Source organism: Salmonella sp. A29-2, assembly GCF_020150755.1.
Lineage (GTDB): Bacteria > Pseudomonadota > Gammaproteobacteria > Enterobacterales > Enterobacteriaceae > Salmonella > Salmonella enterica.
The window spans coordinates 3,374,259-3,395,152 of the sequence record NZ_CP083731.1 but is presented as its reverse complement, the minus strand read 5'-3'; the positions used below and the strand labels follow the sequence as shown (position 1 = coordinate 3,395,152).

The following is a 20,894-nucleotide window of genomic DNA, read 5'->3' as shown; positions in this document are numbered from 1 at the left end:
GATATTCTTGCGACTCAATTATTTCCGGTCTGCTTGCCGGTTCAGACACTTCATTCTCATGACTATGTTGCAGCTTTATAAACGTTCACAGCATTTTGTTTTTATTACAATTAGCGTCCTTATTATCCTGCTGTCCTGTCAGTCTCTGGCATTTGCCCGGGGGCAAACGAATGGCGACCTGCCGTCAAAAGCGGATGTACAAAACCAGCTGGATACGCTGAATAAGCAAAAAGATCTCTCCGCCCAGGATAAGCTCGTCCAGCAGGACCTTATTGATACGTTAGCTACGCTGGATAAAATCGAGCGGATGAAAGAGGAGACCGTACAGCTACGGCAGAAGGTGGCGCAGGCGCCTGAAAAAATGCGTCAGGCGACGGCTGCGTTGAATGCGCTGAGCGACGTCGATAATGATGATGAAATGCGAAAAACGCTGAGTGCGCTTTCGCTACGTCAGCTTGAGCTGCGCGTGGCGCAGGTACTGGATGATTTGCAAAATTCGCAAAACGATCTTGCCGCTTATAACAGCCAGCTTGTTTCGCTACAGACCCAGCCTGAGCGCGTGCAAAACGCCATGTATACCGCCTCACAGCAAATACAGCAAATCCGTAACCGTCTGGACGGCAATAACGTCGGCGAAGCCGCGCTTCGCCCCAGCCAACAGGTGTTATTACAGGCACAACAGGCGCTGCTTAATGCGCAGATCGACCAGCAACGTAAGAGTCTTGAAGGGAATACCGTTTTGCAGGACACCCTGCAAAAACAGCGGGATTACGTGACGGCCAACAGTAATCGCCTTGAACATCAGCTTCAACTTTTACAGGAGGCGGTCAACAGTAAACGACTTACGCTAACGGAAAAAACGGCCCAAGAGGCCATTTCGCCGGACGAAACGGCGCGTATCCAGGCGAACCCGCTGGTAAAACAGGAACTGGATATTAACCATCAACTCAGCCAGCGTCTGATTGTCGCGACCGAAAACGGCAATATGTTGATGCAGCAAAACATTAAAGTGAAAAACTGGCTCGATCGCGCGCTGCAGTCGGAAAGAAATATCAAAGAACAGATTGCCGTCTTAAAAGGCAGCCTGTTGCTGTCGCGTATTCTTTATCAACAGCAGCAAACCCTGCCCTCCGCCGACGAACTCGAAGATATGACCAACCGCATTGCGGATTTGCGTCTGGAGCAGTTTGAAATCAACCAGCAGCGTGATGCCTTATTCCAAAGCGATGCCTTTGTCGACAAGCTGGAGGAGGGGCATACCAGCGAGGTGAATGATGAAGTTCATGATGCGTTGCTTCAGGTGGTGGAGATGCGCCGTGAGCTATTGGATCAGCTAAATAAACAGTTGGGTAACCAGCTGATGATGGCGATTAACCTGCAAGTTAACCAGCAGCAGTTGATGAGCGTCTCGAAAAATCTGAAAGCCATTCTGACGCAGCAGATTTTTTGGGTGAACAGTAACCGCCCTATGGACTGGGACTGGCTTAAAGCGTTCCCCCAAACGTTAAAAGAGCAATTCAGCGCCATGAAAATCACGGTGAACTGGCAAAAAGCCTGGCCCGCGGTATTTATTGCTTTTTTGGCCGGGTTGCCGCTCTTGCTCATCGCCGGTTTAATCCGCTGGCGTCTGAAATGGTTAAAAGCGTATCAACAGAAGCTGGCCGCCGCCGTGGGATCGTTGCGTAACGATAGTCAACTCAATACGCCAAAAGCTATTCTGATCGATCTGATCCGCGCGCTGCCGGTGTGCCTGATTATCCTCGCGCTTGGACTGATCCTGCTGACCATGCAGCTAAATATCAGCGATCTGCTCTGGGCCTTTAGTAAAAAGCTCGCGATGTTCTGGCTGGTCTTTGGGCTGTGCTGGAAGGTGCTGGAAAAAGAGGGCGTGGCGATACGCCATTTTGGTATGCCGGCGCAGTTGACCAGCCACTGGCGTCGCCAGATTGTACGCATTAGCCTCGCATTGCTGCCGCTGCACTTTTGGTCTGTGGTGGCGGAGTTGTCGCCGCTGAATCTGATGGATGACGTGCTGGGGCAGGCGGTTATTTTCCTCAATCTGCTGGTCATAACATTGCTGGTGTGGCCACTGTGCCGGGAAAGCTGGCGCGATAAAGAATCTCACGGCATTCGACTGGTGACCGTGACGATTCTTTCCATTATTCCGGTGGCGTTAATGGTATTAACGGCGACCGGCTATTTCTATACCACCCTGCGCCTGGCGGGGCGCTGGATTGAAACCGTCTATCTGGTCATTATCTGGAACCTGCTTTATCAAACGGTGCTGCGCGGGTTAAGCGTAGCGGCGCGCCGGATTGCCTGGCGACGCGCGCTGGCTCGTCGTCAGAACCTGGTAAAAGAGGGAGCGGAAGGCGCGGAGCCACAGGAAGAACCCACCATCGCGCTGGAGCAGATTAACCAGCAAACATTACGTATCACGATGCTGCTAATGCTTGCCCTGTTCGGCGTTATGTTCTGGGCGATTTGGTCCGATTTGATCACCGTATTCAGCTATCTTGATAGCATCACGCTGTGGCACTACAACGGCTCCGAAGCTGGCGCTGCGGTGGTGAAAAGCGTGACGATGGGCAGCTTGCTATTCGCCATTATTGCCGCGATGGTGGCCTGGGCGCTCATCCGCAACTTACCCGGCCTGCTGGAAGTGCTGGTGCTTTCACGCCTGAATATGCGCCAGGGGGCTTCGTATGCGATCACCACGATCCTTAACTACGTCATTATCGCTGTTGGCGCGATGACAGTATTCGGATCGCTCGGCGTCTCGTGGGATAAACTCCAGTGGCTGGCGGCGGCGTTGTCGGTGGGTCTCGGTTTTGGGCTACAGGAGATCTTCGGTAACTTTGTCTCGGGTTTAATCATCCTCTTCGAACGTCCGGTACGCATTGGCGATACGGTAACGATCGGCACCTATTCCGGCACGGTCAGTAAGATTCGTATTCGCGCCACCACTATTACCGATTTTGATCGTAAGGAAGTGATCATTCCGAACAAAGCGTTCGTAACGGAGCGGCTGATTAACTGGTCCCTCTCCGATACCACGACACGTCTGGTTATCCGGCTTGGCGTGGCTTATGGCTCGGATCTGGAGAAAGTGAAAAGAGTCCTGCTACAGGCGGCGATGGAGCATCCGAAGGTGATGCACGATCCGGAACCTGCCGTATTCTTCACCACCTTTGGCGCCAGCACTCTGGATCATGAACTGCGTCTGTATGTGCGTGAATTGCGCGATCGTAGCCATACGGTGGATGAACTGAACCGCGCGATCGATCGACTGTGCCGTGAAAATGATATCAATATCGCCTTTAACCAGCTTGAGGTGCATCTGCATAACGCGAAGGGTGACGAAGTCACTGAAGTGAAGCGCGATCTCAACGGCGGCGATCTGGCGCCTACGGCAAGCTAAAAGGCGGTGGGCCGCGCGCTTTATGAGTGCGCGCGGCGCCGCTAATGCGACAGCGTAGAAAGCTCTTCCGGCGTAATGCCGGTGACGCTGGCGATGAGCCCGGGTTCCAGCCCGTTGGCAAGCATTTTGCGGGCAATAGCGCGCGCTTCGGCCTCTCGGCCTTGTGCTAACCCTTGCTCAAGGCCTTTTTGCAACCCTTCCGTTCGGCCTTTTTCTTCCAGCCATTCCGCTATTGTCATCAGTTGTTCCTTATACTGCGGCGCGCCCTGCGCCAGTTGACGAATCAGCGCTCCGGGTTCTGCGGCGTTTCCTGCTTTCAACATATAGTTGATTAGTACACTGAGCTGCGTGTCCGTCAAATGATCCTGCGTTAAAAGCGTGATAAGGGGGTCGAGCAGTTCGCTTAAATCGCGTTGACGAATATGTTTTTGCAGGAGCTCTAACATCGCTATCCGCCGATGCTGCAAAAGCTGATTATCCGGCATTGTCGTCAGGTCGACCAGCGCAAATTCATGACTGTATAAGGCCTTCGCCATATCCGGTTTCACAAACATATTATGCCAGTTAAGGCTATAGGGCCACGGGCTTTCCGGACCGTGATAAAAAAGGATTGGCACCACCAGCGGCAAGGTATCATGACCGGCATCCAGATGACGCTGCATGGCGGCAATGGCGTACCGCATCAGGCGAAAAGCCATCAGCCGGTCTGATTTGCTCTGATGTTCAATGAGCGCGTAAACATACCCGGGGCCGTGTTGGGTATGCAGAGAGTAGAGAATATCTGAATAGCGGCTGCGTAAATTGTCTTCAACAAAACTCCCTGACTCCAGCTTCAGTGAATCCAGATCGCAGATTGCAAGAAAGTCTTCTGGCATGTGGAGAGCCAGAAAGTCGCGGGCGACCTCTTTTTGCATCAGCATTTGTCGAAATACCGCATCGTGCGGCGTGGTGGGTAGACGTTCCATGACCCGTCCCTTGTTGCCTGACTGTGGCGACCACTTTGTCAGCGACAACGAGGACAAACCAGGGGGCAATTACTCTGTTTGCGAGTCGTCTTCCGTACTTTTTAACTTGTTTTCATAATCACGCATAACTATTTCCAGCGCGCGTAGCACCGTTCGTGCCGGTAAGCGATTCTCTTCAAGCAGCACAATTAAATCCACGGCCAGTTTGACTTCATCAGGGGCATTTTCAAGCGACATACTTTCTCCAGGGTTAACGGGTTAAACGCGCCAGTACGTTTTCTATTTTCTCCAGCGCATGTCGGCAGCGCGCCAGCCGTCCTTCATAGATCTCGACTTCCTTTTGCAGTGTTTGTTGTTCGACAAGGCCGGTCGCCTGCGCCAGACGAATTTTGCGCTCCTGTGTCATCGCCAGTAGTCGACGTTCAAACTCCTGATGCTGTATTCGTCTGCGCTGCCAACGGCCAAGCCCTGGCGCGGCGGCGTCCCACTGGCGCAGCGACCAGGCGGCGGTTTCACGCGATATAGCCTCCAGTTGCGAAGCCAGATGTTCCGCCAGCCAGGCGACTTGCGGCAGTTGCTCATGTTTTACCGCCTGACGCAACGCGGCGAGATTGGCGTCAGCCTCTTCCAGATATCCCTGCAACAGAGTACTGCGGGTACGGAAAAGGTGTCGGTCAAAGCGCGCGCTTAACGTCGCATGTTGCGCCAGCGGCGCGCAGCGTTGGCGTAGCGTCGCCAGCCTCTCTTCCAGCGTCTGTAACAGCATAGCGGTTTTCAATTCAACACCCCGATGAAAATAAGACAGGCTGTGCTACAGTAGCCTTCTGTTTGATAACGATTCGCATTATGCAACGTACTATTTTAATCATCATTGGCTGGCTGGCGGTAGTATTAGGGACACTGGGCGTGGTTTTGCCCCTGTTGCCGACTACGCCGTTCATTTTACTGGCGGCCTGGTGTTTCGCCCGCTCGTCGCCTCGTTTCCATGCCTGGTTGTTATACCGCTCATGGTTTGGCGGTTATCTGCGCCACTGGCAGCGCTATCGGGCCATGCCGCCGGGAGCGAAACCGCGAGCGATCGCGTTGATATTGCTGACCTTTGGTATATCGCTGTGGCTGGTGAATATGATGTGGGTGCGGGTGCTGCTGTTGGTTATTTTGGCCTGTCTGCTGATTTTTATGTGGCGGATACCGGTGATTGATGAAAAGCAACAAAAGCGCTGAAGCACACGAATCGCTGTTGCAATTGTCGTTCACAGCCAGTAAATTCGACCGTTTTCGAGCACAGGCGCAGGCGGTCAAAGAGTAACCGAGCGTTACCCCTGACCGAAAAGTATTGCGCCGTGAGTAACACCGTACTTAGCAGGCATATATCCATGACCGCGACTGCACAGCAGCTTGAGTTTCTCAAAAACAGCATCAAAAGCATTCAGGATTACCCGAAACCGGGCATTCTTTTCCGTGATGTCACCAGCTTACTGGAAGACCCGAAAGCCTACGCGCTCAGTATTGAACTGTTGGTTGAGCGTTATAAAAATGCGGGTATCACCAAAGTGGTCGGCACCGAAGCGCGTGGCTTCCTGTTTGGCGCGCCGGTTGCGCTTGGGCTGGGCGTTGGTTTTGTTCCGGTACGTAAACCGCGCAAATTACCGCGTGAAACTATTGCCGAGACCTATGAATTAGAGTACGGCACCGATCAGCTGGAAATCCATGTTGACGCGATTAAACCTGGCGACAACGTGCTGGTCGTGGACGATCTGCTGGCGACTGGCGGCACCATTGAGGCGACCGTGAAGCTGATCCGTCGTCTGGGCGGGAAAGTCACCGATGCGGCGTTCATCATTAATTTGTTCGATCTGGGCGGCGAGCAGCGTCTGGAAAAGCAGGGGATTACCTGTTATAGCCTGGTGCCGTTTCCTGGGCATTGATTCAGGCTATCCGCACTGCTATTTTAGCCAGAGAGACAACCTCGCTGTATCGGCGAGGTTGTGTTAGCATTACCCTTCTATGAATCCACCTTCCAGCGTTTCAGAGCCTGCCAATGAGTTATCAGGTCTTAGCCAGAAAATGGCGCCCACAAACCTTTGCTGACGTCGTCGGCCAGGAACATGTGCTGACCGCACTGGCGAACGGCTTGTCGTTAGGGCGCATTCATCACGCATATCTTTTTTCCGGCACGCGCGGCGTCGGTAAAACCTCTATCGCCCGACTGCTGGCGAAGGGGCTGAACTGCGAAACCGGTATTACCGCGACGCCGTGCGGCGTTTGCGATAACTGTCGGGAAATTGAGCAGGGGCGTTTTGTCGATCTCATTGAGATTGACGCCGCATCGCGTACCAAAGTCGAAGACACCCGCGACCTGCTGGATAACGTCCAGTACGCGCCTGCGCGCGGTCGCTTTAAAGTCTATCTGATCGATGAAGTCCACATGCTGTCGCGGCACAGCTTTAATGCGTTACTTAAAACGCTTGAAGAGCCGCCAGCGCATGTGAAATTTTTACTGGCGACCACCGATCCGCAGAAGCTGCCGGTGACCATTTTGTCGCGCTGCCTACAGTTTCATCTCAAAGCGCTGGATGTTGAACAGATTCGCCATCAGCTTGAGCATATTCTTAATGAGGAACATATCGCTCACGAACCCCGCGCGTTGCAGTTGTTATCACGTGCGGCTGACGGCAGCCTGCGCGATGCATTAAGTCTGACTGACCAGGCGATCGCCAGCGGCGACGGGCAGGTTTCGACGCAGGCGGTAAGCGCCATGCTCGGTACGCTGGACGATGACCAGGCTTTGTCATTAGTCGAGGCGGTGGTTGACGCTAACGGCGAACGCGTCATGTCGCTTATCAACGAGGCGGCGGCGCGCGGTATTGAATGGGAAGCGCTGCTGGTCGAAATGCTTAGCCTGCTGCACCGTATTGCGATGGTGCAACTTTCGCCTGCCGCGTTAGGCAGCGATATGGCGGCTATCGAGCAACGGATGCGCGAACTTGCCCGGACGGTGCCTCCCGGCGATCTTCAGCTCTATTATCAGACGTTGTTGATTGGTCGCAAAGAATTGCCCTGGGCGCCGGACCGGCGGATGGGCGTTGAAATGACGTTACTGCGTGCGCTGGCGTTTCACCCGCGTATGCCCTTGCCGGAGCTTGAAACGCCGCGGCAGTCTTTTGCGCCCGTGGCCCCAACGGCGGTAATGACGCCGCCGCAGGTGCAGCAGCCGTCGGCGCCAGCGCCGCAGACATCGCCAGCGCCGCTGCCGGCATCTACCAGTCAGGTGCTGGCGGCGCGCAATCAGCTACAGCGCGCGCAGGGAGTAACCAAAACAAAAAAGAGTGAACCGGCAGCCGCATCCCGCGCGCGGCCGGTGAATAACTCTGCGCTGGAGCGGCTGGCCTCGGTTTCGGAGCGCGTACAGGCGCGCCCGGCGCCGTCTGCGCTGGAAACGGCGCCAGTAAAGAAAGAGGCTTATCGCTGGAAGGCCACCACGCCGGTAGTGCAAACCAAAGAAGTGGTGGCTACGCCAAAAGCGCTTAAGAAAGCTCTGGAGCATGAAAAAACGCCGGAGCTGGCGGCTAAACTGGCGGCGGAGGCGATTGAGCGCGATCCGTGGGCGGCGCAGGTAAGCCAGCTTTCTTTGCCTAAGCTGGTGGAGCAGGTGGCGCTCAATGCCTGGAAGGAGCAGAACGGCAACGCGGTTTGTCTGCATCTGCGCTCGACGCAGCGGCACCTCAATTCCAGTGGCGCGCAGCAAAAGCTGGCGCAAGCGCTCAGCGATCTGACGGGAACGACGGTTGAACTGACCATCGTTGAAGATGATAATCCCGCGGTGCGTACGCCGCTGGAATGGCGTCAGGCCATTTATGAAGAGAAACTCGCGCAAGCGCGTGAGTCAATTATTGCGGATAATAACATTCAGACGCTGCGTCGATTCTTCGACGCCGAGCTGGATGAAGAGAGTATCCGCCCCATTTGATCGTAAGCCCGGCTTGCGATTGTGAACCATCAAGAGAGAGAGCTTATGTTTGGAAAAGGCGGTCTGGGCAATCTGATGAAACAGGCCCAGCAGATGCAGGAAAAAATGCAGAAAATGCAGGAAGAGATTGCGCAGCTGGAAGTGACCGGCGAATCCGGCGCGGGTCTGGTGAAGGTTACCATCAACGGCGCGCATAACTGCCGCCGCGTGGAAATTGACCCAAGCCTGCTGGAAGATGACAAAGAGATGCTGGAAGATCTGGTCGCTGCGGCCTTCAACGATGCGGCGCGCCGCATTGAAGAGACGCAAAAAGAGAAGATGGCTTCCGTCTCTTCCGGTATGCAACTGCCGCCAGGCTTTAAGATGCCATTCTGATGCAAACCAGTCCGCTGTTAACTCAGCTTATGGAAGCGTTGCGCTGCCTTCCGGGCGTCGGCCCTAAGTCGGCGCAGCGGATGGCGTTTACCCTGTTGCAGCGCGATCGCAGCGGCGGAATGCGCCTGGCGCAGGCGCTGACCCGGGCGATGTCGGAAATCGGCCACTGCGCCGACTGCCGCACCTTTACCGAGCAGGATGTTTGTAATATCTGTTCGAACCCGCGGCGTCAGGAAAACGGCCAGATTTGCGTGGTGGAGAGTCCTGCGGATATCTACGCCATTGAGCAGACCGGGCAATTTTCCGGGCGGTATTTCGTGCTGATGGGCCACCTGTCGCCGCTGGACGGCATCGGGCCGGATGATATCGGTCTCGATCGTCTGGAACAGCGGCTGGCGTCAGAAAAAATCAGTGAGCTGATCCTCGCGACCAACCCGACGGTTGAAGGAGAGGCTACCGCGAACTATATTGCCGAGCTGTGCGCGGAGGCCGGCGTCGAAGCCAGTCGTATCGCCCACGGCGTGCCGGTTGGCGGCGAACTGGAGATGGTCGACGGTACGACGCTGTCCCACTCGCTGGCGGGACGCCATAAGATTATTTTCTGAACAAACGGAGGCGGCATTCGCGGCCTCCGCTTGAAATCACACCCGCTTGTCCCCATCTCACCCTCAACGTATTTTTACCATTAAAAATGGCATTGTTGAGGTCTATCCACATGAAAGGACAAGAAACGCGTGGTTTTCAGTCAGAAGTTAAACAACTTCTGCACCTGATGATCCATTCTCTTTATTCCAATAAAGAAATCTTCCTGCGTGAACTCATCTCTAACGCCTCAGATGCGGCGGACAAGTTGCGTTTCCGCGCTCTGTCAAACCCGGACCTGTATGAAGGAGATGGCGAGCTGCGTGTGCGCGTCTCTTTCGATAAAGATAAGCGTACGTTGACCATTGCCGATAACGGCGTGGGGATGAATCGTGATGAGGTGATTGACCACTTAGGCACCATTGCCAAGTCCGGCACCAAATCTTTCCTCGAATCAATGGGGTCCGATCAGGCGAAAGATAGCCAGCTCATTGGTCAGTTTGGCGTAGGCTTCTACTCCGCGTTTATTGTGGCCGATAAAGTGACCGTACGTACCCGTGCAGCAGGCGACAAGCCGGAAAATGGCGTGTTCTGGGAATCGGCAGGCGAAGGCGAATACACCGTTGCCGATATCACCAAAAATGACCGTGGTACGGAAATCACCTTACACCTGCGTGAAGGCGAAGATGAATTCCTCGATGACTGGCGCGTACGCTCGATTATCAGTAAATATTCCGATCACATCGCATTGCCGGTAGAGATTGAAAAACGGGAAGAAAAAGACGGCGAAACCGTGATCTCCTGGGAGAAAATCAACAAGGCTCAGGCGTTGTGGACCCGCAACAAGTCGGAAATTAAAGACGACGAGTACAACGAGTTTTACAAGCACATCGCGCATGATTTCACCGATCCGCTGACCTGGAGCCACAACCGCGTGGAAGGTAAGCAGGAGTACACCAGCCTGCTGTATATCCCGTCGCAGGCGCCGTGGGATCTGTGGAACCGCGATCACAAACATGGTCTGAAGCTGTACGTACAGCGCGTGTTCATTATGGACGATGCCGAGCAGTTCATGCCGAACTATCTGCGTTTCGTGCGCGGCCTGATTGATTCTAATGACCTGCCGTTGAACGTCTCCCGTGAAATCCTGCAGGACAGCACGGTAACGCGTAATCTGCGCAGCGCCCTAACCAAACGCGTTCTGCAAATGCTGGAAAAACTGGCGAAAGACGACGCGGAAAAATACCAAACCTTCTGGAAACAGTTCGGTCTGGTGCTGAAAGAAGGCCCGGCGGAAGATCACGCCAACCAGGAAGCGATCGCTAAACTGTTGCGCTTTGCCTCCACCCATACCGACTCTTCCGCCCAGACCGTGTCGCTGGAAGATTACGTCTCCCGGATGAAAGAAGGGCAAGAAAAAATCTACTACATCACCGCAGACAGCTATGCGGCGGCGAAAAACAGCCCGCACCTGGAACTGCTGCGTAAGAAAGGCATCGAAGTGCTGCTGCTCTCCGATCGCATCGACGAGTGGATGATGAACTACCTGACCGAGTTTGACGGTAAAGCATTCCAGTCGGTCGCTAAAGCCGATGAGTCCATCGAAAAACTGGCGGATGAAGTCGACGAAAACGCGAAAGAAGCGGAAAAGGCGCTTGAGCCGTTCGTGGAGCGTGTCAAAACCCTGCTGGGCGATCGCGTGAAAGAGGTGCGTCTGACGCACCGTTTAACCGACACGCCGGCGATTGTCACCACCGATGCGGATGAAATGAGCACCCAGATGGCGAAACTGTTCGCCGCGGCCGGTCAGTCCGTGCCGGAAGTGAAATACATCTTTGAGCTCAACCCGGATCATGTGCTGGTCAAACGCACTGCCGATACCGAGGATGAAGCGCAGTTTAAAGAGTGGGTCGAGCTGCTGCTGGATCAGGCGCTGTTCGCTGAACGCGGTACGCTGGAAGATCCGAACCAGTTTATCCGCCGTATGAACCAGTTGCTGGTGTCCTGATAACGCTCATCTGATTGCCGGATAGCGACGCGAAGCATCTTATCCGGCCTACGAGCGAGTACTGTTTGTAGGCCGGATAAGCGCCAGCGCCATCCGGCATTTTTTATAATACCTTCTCTTTTCTGGATTTCTCTTCGTTAACCGTTTCAGCATCAGGCGGCTTCCTTGAGCGAAATGCGTGATGGTGGTATCGTTTAGCGCTTTTTAAAAAATATCGACAACCTTTGAGGGGATTTTCGTAATGCGTATTATTCTGCTTGGCGCTCCGGGCGCGGGTAAAGGAACTCAGGCTCAGTTCATCATGGAGAAATATGGTATTCCGCAAATCTCCACTGGCGATATGCTGCGCGCCGCAGTGAAATCAGGCTCCGAGTTGGGCAAACAGGCGAAAGATATCATGGACGCCGGTAAACTGGTGACCGATGAACTGGTGATTGCGCTGGTTAAAGAGCGTATCGCCCAGGAAGACTGCCGTAACGGTTTTCTGCTGGACGGTTTCCCGCGCACGATCCCGCAGGCTGACGCGATGAAAGAAGCGGGTATTGTGGTGGATTACGTGCTGGAATTCGACGTACCGGACGAACTGATCGTTGACCGTATTGTGGGTCGTCGCGTACACGCCGCCTCTGGCCGCGTTTACCACGTTAAGTTTAATCCGCCGAAAGTGGAAGGCAAAGATGACGTCACCGGCGAAGATCTGACCACCCGTAAAGACGATCAGGAAGAGACCGTTCGCAAACGTCTGGTGGAATATCATCAGATGACCGCGCCGCTGATTGGCTACTACCAGAAAGAAGCGGAAGCGGGCAACACCAAATACGCTAAAGTTGACGGTACGCAGGCCGTTGCCGACGTGCGCGCAGCGCTGGAAAAAATCCTCGGTTAATTTTTTCGCGTAGTGAACCGCTTATCAGGCCTGCCATTATCCCGCAAGCCTGATAAGCGTAGCGCCATCAGGCAATCGGTGCCGGATGGCGGCCTGAACGCCTTATCCGGCCTGCTGGTATCGTTAGCGCCATTCGGCAAATTCTCGTCTTACCTCTCGCAGCAATTAGTTCTTCTTTATCGCTTTTCCGCTACAATTATCAACAATTTGAATAGATAAGAGGCGGCAATGCGTCAGACGAAAACCGGTATCCTGCTGGCTAACCTTGGCACGCCAGATGCCCCAACTCCCGAAGCGGTAAAGCGCTACCTGAAACAATTTTTAAGCGACAGACGCGTGGTGGATACTCCTCGTCTGCTGTGGTGGCCGCTGCTGCGTGGCGTTATTTTACCGCTGCGTTCGCCGCGCGTCGCGAAACTCTATCAATCTATCTGGATGGATGGCGGTTCGCCGCTCATGGTATATAGCCGCGAACAGCAACAGGCGCTGGCCGCGCGGTTGCCAGACACGCCCGTCGCGCTGGGGATGAGCTACGGCTCGCCCTCGCTGGAAAGCGCTGTCGATGAACTGTTAGCAAGCGACGTCGACCATATCGTCGTGCTGCCGTTGTACCCGCAATACTCTTGCTCAACGGTGGGCGCAGTCTGGGACGAACTGGGGCGGATACTGGCGCGTAAACGCCGTATTCCCGGTATCTCATTTATTCGCGATTACGCGGATGACGGCGCTTATATCGATGCACTGGCGAAAAGCGCGCGTGAGTCGTTCGCCAGACACGGCGAGCCGGATGTGCTTCTGCTCTCTTATCACGGCATTCCACAACGTTATGCGGATGAAGGCGATGACTACCCGCAGCGCTGTCGCGATACCACGCGTGAACTGGTTTCCGCATTGGGACTGCCGCCGGAAAAGGTAATGATGACGTTCCAGTCGCGCTTTGGCCGTGAACCGTGGCTGACGCCGTACACCGATGAAACGCTAAAAATGTTGGGTGAAAAGGGGACTGGCCATATTCAGGTCATGTGTCCGGGATTTGCCGCGGATTGTCTGGAGACGCTGGAAGAGATAGCGGAACAGAACCGCGAGATTTTCCTTGAAGCGGGCGGTAAAAAGTATGCGTACATTCCGGCGCTGAACGCGACGCCGGAACATATTGATATGATGCTGAAACTCACGGCGCCGTACCGTTAACGCGGCGTCTTCATCCTCGCCATAAAGAATCGCGCGCCGTCCTGCAAGGCATCGTCGGCGATTGTCATCATTCGCGAATAGTGCAGAAAGGCGTGCAGCGTGCCGGGATACATTTTGTATTCGCAGGGCTGCTGGTGCGCCTGTAATGTCTGGTGCAGCAAGCGGCTGTCATCAATGAGCGGATCAAACTCCGCGCTGGCAATAAAGCAGGGCGGCACATCGCGCGTGAGATCGTTATTAAACAGACAATACCAGGGCGATTCCCGATCTTCTTCGTTACGCAGATAGGCCTTTTCGTACATGTCCAGATCTTCACGCGTCAGGCCGTCCCACGCGCCGCCGAACAGACGGCGGCTTACCGAGTCCTGCAACCCATACAGCCCATACCACAACAGAATCGCGATAACGTTACCGCAGCGAATGTGCTTATCACGTAGCCAGAGCGCGCTGGCAAGCGCCAGCATGGCGCCTGCGGAATCCCCGGCGAAACCGATTTTCTCCACGTTGAGCGAGTATTCATCGGCATGTTGAGAGAAGTAGCTGCATACCGCGACGGTTTCTTCGATGGCCTGCGGATAACGCGCTTGCGGCGACAGCGAATAATCAATACCGATCACGGTGCAGCCGGTATAACGCGCCAGCAGACGCATTATCCGGTCATGCGTATCCAGATTACCGAGGATAAATCCGCCGCCGTGCAGATAGTATAAGGTGGCCTGGCTGGTCGGCTGCGGCGAGTAGAGCCGGGTTGTTACATCGCCATAAGGCGTAGGGACGACGCAGGTGCGGGTGGTCATGGACGGCGCGTCGGCATTCCAGAAACGGCGCTCAAGAAGATAATACTGACGCTGGGTCTCAATATCGCCATCGGCAGGCCAGGGAGGAAGGTCTGGTTGCTGGAAGTTTACGACGGCTGTCATTTCGTCTGACAGTCGGGTGAGTACGGGAATTTTATTTTCCGGCTTCATAAAACGCTCCTTGTGAAAGTGAACCATTGTAAAAAACGCGGCCGGAGAAACTGCGATCTCGTCGTCCGATATTGAAACGCCATCGTCCGTCGCGCGCAGCGGGGGGAATGTGCTACCATGCAGCGCTCCGTTATTCATCCGTAAGCACAATCATGAAATTTCCCGGTAAACGTAAATCCAAACACTATTTTCCCGTCAATGCGCGTGACCCGTTGTTGCAACAAATTCAGCCAGAACAGGAAACCAACGCCTCCTGGGTCGTCGGTATCGACCAGACGTTGGTGGATATTGAGGCGAAAGTGGATGACGATTTTATTACACGCTATGGATTAAGCGCCGGGCATTCTCTGGTGATAGAAGACGAGGTGGCGGAGAAGCTGTATCAGGAACTGACGCGGGAAAATCTGATCACCCATCAGTTTGCTGGCGGCACCATAGGCAATACGATGCATAATTACTCGGTACTGGCGGATGACCGTTCGGTGTTACTGGGCGTGATGTGCAGCAACATTGAGATTGGCAGCTACGCTTATCGTTACCTGTGTAATACTTCCAGCCGTACCGACCTGAATTATCTGCAAGCGGTAGATGGCCCGATTGGCCGCTGTTTCACGCTAATTGGCGAATCCGGCGAGCGTACCTTCGCTATCAGCCCCGGCCATATGAATCAGCTACGGGCGGAAAGTATTCCGGAAGCGGTGATCGCTGGCGCTTCCGCGCTGGTGTTGACTTCATATCTGGTGCGCTGTAAGCCTGGCGAACCGATGCCTGACGCGACGATGAAAGCGATCGAATACGCGAAAAAGCATAACGTGCCGGTTGTCATGACGCTGGGCACCAAATTTGTGATCGCCGATAATCCGCAGTGGTGGCAGGCGTTTCTCAAAGAGAATGTCTCGATTCTGGCAATGAATGAAGAAGAAGCGGAAGCGCTGACCGGCGAAAACGACCCGCTGCTGGCGGCGGATAAGGCGCTGGACTGGGTCGACCTGGTGTTATGCACCGCCGGACCGATAGGGTTATATATGGCAGGCTTCACCGAAGAGGAAGCAAAACGTAAAACCCAGCATCCGCTGCTGCCGGGGGCTATTGCTGAATTTAACCAGTATGAATTTAGCCGGGCAATGCGCCATAAAGATTGTATTAATCCGCTGCGCGTTTATTCGCATATTGCGCCGTATATGGGCGGGCCGGAAAAAATCATGAACACCAACGGCGCGGGCGATGGCGCGCTGGCGGCGCTGCTGCACGATATTACGGCGAACAGTTACCATCGTAGCAACGTACCGAACTCCAGTAAGCACAAATTCACCTGGCTGACCTATTCGTCGCTGGCGCAGGTGTGTAAATATGCTAACCGTGTCAGTTATCAGGTACTGAACCAGCATTCTCCGCGTCTGACACGCGGGCTGCCGGAGCGTGAGGACAGCCTGGAAGAGTCGTACTGGGATCGCTAATCTGGCTTGCCCGATAGCGCTGCGCGCATCGGGCCGTCCGGCAAACCCTTAACTGGCGACGACTTCACCCGCGGGCGGCGTTTCAAGCAGTTCCAACATCGCCCGGGCAATTTCTCGCTCGCCCATCACTACCTGATTGGCTCCCCGCTCGGTAATATATTTCACTTCATCATCATAGTGCGCGCGGGCGATTATCTCGATATCAGGACTTTTTTCCCGCGCTGAGGCGACAATCTCACCGGCTTCGTAACCGTTGGGGATGGTCAATAACAGCCAGCGGGCGCAGTCCAGATGCGCCAGATTCATGATTTCTTCGTTAGCGGCGTTGCCCAGCACGGCGCGAATCCCGCGTTCGCGCAGTTCATCCACGCGGGTACGGGACGTTTCGATAACCACCAGCGGAATCCCCGCCGCCAGTAATTTTTCTCCCAGCAGACTGCCTACGCGGCCAAAACCCACCAGCAGGGCATGATTACAGATATCCACCGGAATTTGCTTCTCTTCTTCGATAGCCTCTTCCAGCGTTTGCTCTTCCAGCGTTTCGGTTTTCGCCAGATACTTCTCCAGCAGGGTAAACAGTACGGGATTAAGCATAATCGACAAAATAGCGCCTGCCAGCACCAGGTTCTGTCCCGCTTGCGGCAGCAGGTTGAGCGCCATGCCGAGTCCGGCGAGAATAAAGGCGAACTCGCCGATTTGCGCCAGGCTGGCGGCAATGGTCAGCGCGGTTCGCGGCGAGTGGCCGAACATACGCACCAGGAAAAACGCAGCGATCGATTTACCAAAGACGATAATGGCAAGCGTCGCCAACACCGCCAGCGGCTGTTGGATCAAGACTAACGGATCGAACAACATGCCGACGGAAACAAAAAACAGGACGGCAAAGGCGTCGCGCAGCGGCAACGTATCGTGCGCCGCCCGGTGACTCAGCTCCGACTCATTAAGCACCATTCCAGCGAAGAACGCGCCCAGCGCAAAAGAGACGTCAAACAGTTCTACCGCGCCAAACGCAATGCCTAACGCCAGCGCCAGTACGGAAAGGGTAAATAATTCGCGCGAGCCAGTGGCGGCGCTGCGGGCCATAATCCACGGCACCAGGCGGCGTCCGACCAGCATCATGATGGCGATAAACGCTACCACTTTACCAATGGTTATCCCCATATCGACCGTCAGCGAGGCTATGCCGACATCGCCTTTTTCCACCATGCCGGCAACGGCGGGCAGCAAGACCAGCGTCAGCACCATCACCAGATCTTCGACAATCAGCCAGCCGATGGCGATTTGTCCGCGCTGGCTATCAAGGAGTTGTCGCTCCTCAAGCGCGCGCAGCAGGACGACGGTACTGGCGGTAGACAGACAAAGCCCAAAAACGATGCCGGTCATTAATGACCATCCCAGCACGGCGGAAAGCGCCATACCCAGCAATGTCGCCACCGCTATCTGAGCGACAGCGCCGGGAATGGCGATAGACTTTACCGCCATCAAATCCTTCAGCGAAAAATGCAGCCCGACGCCGAACATCAATAGAATCACGCCGAGCTCCGCCAGCTCCGGCGCCAGTTTGGTATCCGCAACAAAACCCGGGGTAAAAGGTCCCGCCAGAACGCCCGCTAACAGATATCCCACCAGTGGAGAAATACGCAATTTGTTGGCAATCATGCCGAGAATAAAAGCGAGCACAAGGCCGCCGACAATGGTGGTGATAAGCGGGGTAGCGTGATGCATTCCGTCTCCTTTGGTTGCTGGACTCCAAAACTCCGGGTAATAGTTTATGACAATTTCAATCAGGATGTTTATAAAAAATGGTTGTGTTTTATAAAAAGATACGATCTGAAGGCAAAAAGAGCACGGAACGTAAAAGTGATAAGTATGGGATGGACAAAGCAAGATGGCATCAGGATGTACAGGCGGTTAAAGCGTACCTTTAACCGCCATAAAATCATGCTTTATGTCGATTATCAGGTAAGAATATGGTCAGTATCCCCAGAAGCGGCAGGAAAGCACAGATTTTATAAACTAAATAGATACTGGTATGGTCGGCAATCAGCCCCAGCACCGCTGCGCCCAGGCCTCCCATCCCGAAGGCAAACCCGAAAAACAGGCCGGAAACCATACCGATGCGTCCTGGCAGCAGCTCCTGAGCATACACCAGAATGGCGGAAAACGCCGACGCGAGAATAAAGCCGATAATCACCGTTAAAATCCCCGTCCAGTACAGCGTGGCGTAGGGTAAAACAAGGGTAAACGGCGCGACGCCGAGAATAGAGCCCCAAATCACATATTTTCTGCCGATTTTATCGCCCACAGGCCCGCCGATTACCGTCCCGGCAGCCACCGCAAACAGGAAGGCAAACAGATGGAGCTGCGCGTTTTGTATTGATAATCCGAATTTTTGCATCAGATAAAAGGTGTAATAGCTACTGATGCTCGCCATATAGAAATATTTCGAGAAAATGAGTAGCAATAATACGCTGACCGCCAGCACGACTTTATTGCGCGGCAGCGGGTTAGCGATTATCGCTTTTGGCTTGCCTTTCGCTATCCGGTGCTGGGCTGCATACCAGCGGCTGATCTGCGCCAGCACCACGATCGCCAGCAGCGCGGCCAGCACAAACCAGGCGACATTCCCTTTGCCATAGGGCGCGATAATCACGGCGGCCAGCAGCGGGCCCAATGAACTGCCGAAGTTACCGCCGACCTGGAAGATAGACTGCGCCAGACCATGACGTCCGCCGGAGGCCATGCGCGCCACGCGGGACGATTCCGGGTGAAAAACGGACGAGCCGGTACCCACCAGCGCCGCAGCGAGCAATACGCCGCCAAAATTTCCCGCCATTGCCAGCAGTACCAGCCCGCTCAGGGTAAAACACATGCCGACAGGCAGCGACCACGGCATGGGATATTTATCCGTCCAGTAGCCGACGACCGGTTGCAGTAGCGATGAGGCGAGCTGGAACGTCAGGGTGATCAAACCTATCTGGACGAAAGTCAGCGAAAACTCCGCCTGCAACAGGGGATAAATGGCTAAGATTAGCGACTGGATCATATCGTTCAGCAGATGGGAAAGACTGATCGCGCCCAAAATACCAAACGAAGTACGTGCTTTAGCGGCCGCTGCGGGCGCGCCGGCTAACGGCTGGGTTGGTTCACTCATGGCCATAGAAAGTCACTTAAATTTTATGCGATGTTGGAGATAGTAGGATGTGTAATTATTACTTGCCTAACATACCTGTGAAATGTGTTTGAAGGAAGTCTCAATTCTGAAAACATATTTGTCTATTATTGCAAGGAAAGGTAATTTCTGCGGTTGATATTGAGTCAGGGAGAGAAAGATGAAATTTTTGAAACGGGGTGTGGCGCTGGCGTTACTGGCGGCGTTCGCGCTGACGACTCAGCCTGCACAGGCTTACGAAAAAGATAAAACCTATAAAATTACTATCCTGCATACCAACGATCACCACGGTCACTTCTGGCGCAGCGAATATGGCGAATATGGTCTGGCGGCGCAAAAAACGCTGGTGGACAGTATCCGTAAAGAGGTGGCGCAAGAGGGGGGAAGCGTCCTGTTGTTATCCGGCGGCGACATTAATACCGGGGTGCCGGAATCCGATCTCCAGGATGCGGAGCCCGATTTCCGCGGGATGAATCTGATTGGCTACGACGCTATGGCCGTCGGTAATCATGAATTTGATAATCCGCTCACCGTATTGCGCCAGCAGGAAAAGTGGGCGAAGTTTCCCTTTCTTTCCGCCAATATTTATCAAAAAAGTACCGGCGAGCGTCTGTTTAAGCCGTGGGCTATTTTTACACGCCAGGATATAAAAATCGCGGTAATCGGCTTAACCACCGATGACACGGCGAAAATAGGCAACCCGGAATATTTCACCGATATTGAGTTTCGTAAACCTGCTGAAGAAGCAAAGGTGGTGATTCAGGAACTTAATATGAATGAAAAACCGGACGTGATTATCGCGACCACGCATATGGGACATTATGACAACGGCGATCACGGTTCGAACGCGCCGGGCGACGTTGAGATGGCGCGTAGCCTGCCTGCCGGTTCGCTGGAGATGATTGTGGGCGGTCATTCACAAGACCCGGTATGCATGGCGTCGGAAAATAAAAAACAGGTGAATTACGTACCGGGAACGCCCTGCGCGCCGGATAAGCAAAATGGCATCTGGATCGTGCAGGCGCATGAGTGGGGTAAATATGTGGGCCGCGCGGATTTCGAATTCCGTAACGGCGAGATGAAAATGGTTAACTACCAGCTTATTCCGGTAAATCTCAAGAAAAAAGTGACCTGGGATAACGGGAAAAGCGAGCGTGTACTTTACACGCCGGAAATCGCCGAAAATCCGCAAATGCTCTCGTTATTAACGCCGTTCCAGAATAAAGGTAAAGCGCAACTGGAGGTGAAAATTGGTAGCGTGAATGGCCTTCTTGAAGGCGATCGCAGTAAGGTCAGATTTGTCCAGACCAATATGGGACGGGTGATTCTGGCTGCGCAGATCGCGCGCACCGGCGCCGATTTTGGCGTGATGAGCGGCGGCGGTATTCGCGACTCGATTGAGGCGGGAGATATTACCTATAAAAGCGTGCTCAAGGTACAGCCGTTCGGCAACATTGTGGTGTATGCCGATATGAGCGGCAAAGAGGTAGTTGATTATCTCACCGCCGTAGCACAGATGAAACCGGACTCCGGCGCCTATCCACAGTTCGCCAATGTGAGCTTTGTCGCCAAAGAGGGCAAGCTCACCGATCTGAAAATCAAAGGCGAGCCTGTTGATCCGGCCAAAACCTACCGCATGGCGACGCTGAGTTTCAACGCCACGGGCGGCGATGGTTATCCGCGCATCGATAACAAACCGGGCTACGTGAATACCGGGTTTATTGATGCGGAAGTGCTGAAAGAGTTTATTCAGCAGAATTCACCGCTGGATGCGGCGGCGTTTACGCCAAATGGCGAGGTGAGCTGGCTGTAGCGGTACGGATAGCCATCACTGCCTGATGGCGCGCAGCCTTAAGGCCTACGGATTATGTCTGCTGTAGGCCGGATAAGGCGTTTGCG

The 20,894-nt window shown here is 54.3% G+C and carries 17 protein-coding genes and 1 other annotated feature; of the genes, 11 read left to right on the top strand and 6 right to left on the bottom strand.

Annotated features, from left to right (window positions below; all coding sequences use genetic code 11):
* The first annotated feature begins 58 nt into the window (after window positions 1-58).
* Window positions 59-3,421, top strand: coding sequence for a mechanosensitive channel MscK (gene mscK, locus K8W53_RS16600; RefSeq protein ID WP_052939315.1), 3,363 nt, complete (start codon window positions 59-61; stop codon window positions 3,419-3,421).
* Window positions 3,422-3,462: 41 nt separating this feature from the next.
* On the opposite strand, the gene K8W53_RS16595 is transcribed toward mscK, so the two are convergent.
* From K8W53_RS16595 to priC, 3 genes are all read right to left on the bottom strand, one after another.
* Window positions 3,463-4,386 (bottom strand): Rpn family recombination-promoting nuclease/putative transposase, encoded by a 924-nt coding sequence (locus tag K8W53_RS16595; RefSeq protein ID WP_023224412.1) that lies wholly within the window; start codon window positions 4,384-4,386, stop codon window positions 3,463-3,465.
* A gap of 69 nt (window positions 4,387-4,455) precedes the next feature.
* Window positions 4,456-4,623 carry a pleiotropic regulatory protein RsmS gene (gene rsmS / locus K8W53_RS16590; RefSeq protein WP_000051161.1) on the bottom strand — a complete coding sequence of 56 codons (168 nt, stop codon included), beginning with the start codon at window positions 4,621-4,623 and terminating at the stop codon, window positions 4,456-4,458.
* A gap of 13 nt (window positions 4,624-4,636) precedes the next feature.
* Complete coding sequence (priC, locus tag K8W53_RS16585) at window positions 4,637-5,164, bottom strand: primosomal replication protein N'' (RefSeq protein ID WP_001575715.1); 528 nt, start codon at window positions 5,162-5,164, stop codon at window positions 4,637-4,639.
* Between the two features lie 68 nt (window positions 5,165-5,232).
* On the opposite strand from priC, the gene K8W53_RS16580 reads away from it, so the two are divergent.
* From K8W53_RS16580 to hemH, 8 genes are all read left to right on the top strand, one after another.
* Complete coding sequence (locus K8W53_RS16580; RefSeq protein ID WP_001189860.1) at window positions 5,233-5,610, top strand: DUF454 family protein; 378 nt, start codon at window positions 5,233-5,235, stop codon at window positions 5,608-5,610.
* 152 nt (window positions 5,611-5,762) lie between these two features.
* The gene (gene apt / locus K8W53_RS16575) at window positions 5,763-6,314 is read left to right on the top strand and encodes an adenine phosphoribosyltransferase (RefSeq protein ID WP_000127350.1); all 552 of its coding nucleotides are present in this window, start codon (window positions 5,763-5,765) and stop codon (window positions 6,312-6,314) included.
* A gap of 113 nt (window positions 6,315-6,427) precedes the next feature.
* Window positions 6,428-8,356: a DNA polymerase III subunit gamma/tau gene (gene dnaX, locus K8W53_RS16570; RefSeq protein WP_023224413.1), complete on the top strand. Its 1,929-nt coding sequence runs from the start codon at window positions 6,428-6,430 to the stop codon at window positions 8,354-8,356.
* Window positions 7,689-7,753, top strand: a sequence feature (DnaX frameshifting element). It overlaps the preceding gene by 65 nt.
* A gap of 45 nt (window positions 8,357-8,401) precedes the next feature.
* Window positions 8,402-8,731, top strand: a complete 330-nt coding sequence (locus tag K8W53_RS16565; RefSeq protein ID WP_000467098.1) for a YbaB/EbfC family nucleoid-associated protein — start codon at window positions 8,402-8,404, stop codon at window positions 8,729-8,731.
* A complete protein-coding gene (gene recR / locus K8W53_RS16560) occupies window positions 8,731-9,336 on the top strand; it encodes a recombination mediator RecR (RefSeq protein ID WP_001195023.1) in 606 nt (201 codons plus the stop codon). Before K8W53_RS16565 ends, recR begins: the two co-directional genes overlap by 1 nt.
* 110 nt (window positions 9,337-9,446) lie before the next feature.
* On the top strand, window positions 9,447-11,321 hold the full coding sequence (htpG, locus tag K8W53_RS16555) for a molecular chaperone HtpG (RefSeq protein WP_001523272.1): 1,875 nt from the start codon (window positions 9,447-9,449) through the stop codon (window positions 11,319-11,321).
* 241 nt (window positions 11,322-11,562) lie between these two features.
* Window positions 11,563-12,207 carry an adenylate kinase gene (gene adk / locus K8W53_RS16550; protein ID WP_001220237.1) on the top strand — a complete coding sequence of 215 codons (645 nt, stop codon included), beginning with the start codon at window positions 11,563-11,565 and terminating at the stop codon, window positions 12,205-12,207.
* A gap of 228 nt (window positions 12,208-12,435) precedes the next feature.
* Window positions 12,436-13,398 (top strand): ferrochelatase, encoded by a 963-nt coding sequence (gene hemH, locus K8W53_RS16545; protein ID WP_001250078.1) that lies wholly within the window; start codon window positions 12,436-12,438, stop codon window positions 13,396-13,398.
* Here the strand turns inward: hemH and aes are convergent.
* Window positions 13,395-14,366, bottom strand: a complete 972-nt coding sequence (aes, locus tag K8W53_RS16540) for an acetyl esterase (RefSeq protein WP_023212903.1) — start codon at window positions 14,364-14,366, stop codon at window positions 13,395-13,397. The two genes, hemH and aes, sit on opposite strands and share 4 nt — an antisense overlap.
* 152 nt (window positions 14,367-14,518) lie before the next feature.
* Between aes and gsk the strand changes: the two genes are divergently transcribed.
* Complete coding sequence (gene gsk, locus K8W53_RS16535; RefSeq protein ID WP_000671592.1) at window positions 14,519-15,823, top strand: inosine/guanosine kinase; 1,305 nt, start codon at window positions 14,519-14,521, stop codon at window positions 15,821-15,823.
* Window positions 15,824-15,871: 48 nt separating this feature from the next.
* On the opposite strand, the gene ybaL is transcribed toward gsk, so the two are convergent.
* Window positions 15,872-17,548: a YbaL family putative K(+) efflux transporter gene (ybaL, locus tag K8W53_RS16530; RefSeq protein WP_000546209.1), complete on the bottom strand. Its 1,677-nt coding sequence runs from the start codon at window positions 17,546-17,548 to the stop codon at window positions 15,872-15,874.
* 214 nt (window positions 17,549-17,762) lie between these two features.
* Window positions 17,763-18,983 carry an MFS transporter gene (locus K8W53_RS16525; protein WP_052939316.1) on the bottom strand — a complete coding sequence of 407 codons (1,221 nt, stop codon included), beginning with the start codon at window positions 18,981-18,983 and terminating at the stop codon, window positions 17,763-17,765.
* A 172-nt stretch (window positions 18,984-19,155) separates the two neighbouring features.
* Here K8W53_RS16525 and ushA point away from each other — a divergent pair, with 172 nt between their 5' ends.
* Window positions 19,156-20,808, top strand: a complete 1,653-nt coding sequence (gene ushA / locus K8W53_RS16520; protein ID WP_023224414.1) for a bifunctional UDP-sugar hydrolase/5'-nucleotidase UshA — start codon at window positions 19,156-19,158, stop codon at window positions 20,806-20,808.
* The last annotated feature ends 86 nt before the right edge of the window (window positions 20,809-20,894 follow it).

What these genes read in the sequence shown, in the direction of transcription:
- mscK (WP_052939315.1), top strand. Translation starts at nt 59, where the DNA reads ATGACTATGTTGCAGCTTTATAAACGTTCACAGCATTTTGTTTTTATT.
- K8W53_RS16595 (WP_023224412.1), bottom strand. Translation starts at nt 4,386, where the DNA reads ATGGAACGTCTACCCACCACGCCGCACGATGCGGTATTTCGACAAATG.
- rsmS (WP_000051161.1), bottom strand. Translation starts at nt 4,623, where the DNA reads ATGTCGCTTGAAAATGCCCCTGATGAAGTCAAACTGGCCGTGGATTTA.
- K8W53_RS16580 (WP_001189860.1), top strand. Translation starts at nt 5,233, where the DNA reads ATGCAACGTACTATTTTAATCATCATTGGCTGGCTGGCGGTAGTATTA.
- apt (WP_000127350.1), top strand. Translation starts at nt 5,763, where the DNA reads ATGACCGCGACTGCACAGCAGCTTGAGTTTCTCAAAAACAGCATCAAA.
- dnaX (WP_023224413.1), top strand. Translation starts at nt 6,428, where the DNA reads ATGAGTTATCAGGTCTTAGCCAGAAAATGGCGCCCACAAACCTTTGCT.
- K8W53_RS16565 (WP_000467098.1), top strand. Translation starts at nt 8,402, where the DNA reads ATGTTTGGAAAAGGCGGTCTGGGCAATCTGATGAAACAGGCCCAGCAG.
- recR (WP_001195023.1), top strand. Translation starts at nt 8,731, where the DNA reads ATGCAAACCAGTCCGCTGTTAACTCAGCTTATGGAAGCGTTGCGCTGC.
- htpG (WP_001523272.1), top strand. Translation starts at nt 9,447, where the DNA reads ATGAAAGGACAAGAAACGCGTGGTTTTCAGTCAGAAGTTAAACAACTT.
- adk (WP_001220237.1), top strand. Translation starts at nt 11,563, where the DNA reads ATGCGTATTATTCTGCTTGGCGCTCCGGGCGCGGGTAAAGGAACTCAG.
- hemH (WP_001250078.1), top strand. Translation starts at nt 12,436, where the DNA reads ATGCGTCAGACGAAAACCGGTATCCTGCTGGCTAACCTTGGCACGCCA.
- aes (WP_023212903.1), bottom strand. Translation starts at nt 14,366, where the DNA reads ATGAAGCCGGAAAATAAAATTCCCGTACTCACCCGACTGTCAGACGAA.
- gsk (WP_000671592.1), top strand. Translation starts at nt 14,519, where the DNA reads ATGAAATTTCCCGGTAAACGTAAATCCAAACACTATTTTCCCGTCAAT.
- ybaL (WP_000546209.1), bottom strand. Translation starts at nt 17,548, where the DNA reads ATGCATCACGCTACCCCGCTTATCACCACCATTGTCGGCGGCCTTGTG.
- K8W53_RS16525 (WP_052939316.1), bottom strand. Translation starts at nt 18,983, where the DNA reads ATGGCCATGAGTGAACCAACCCAGCCGTTAGCCGGCGCGCCCGCAGCG.
- ushA (WP_023224414.1), top strand. Translation starts at nt 19,156, where the DNA reads ATGAAATTTTTGAAACGGGGTGTGGCGCTGGCGTTACTGGCGGCGTTC.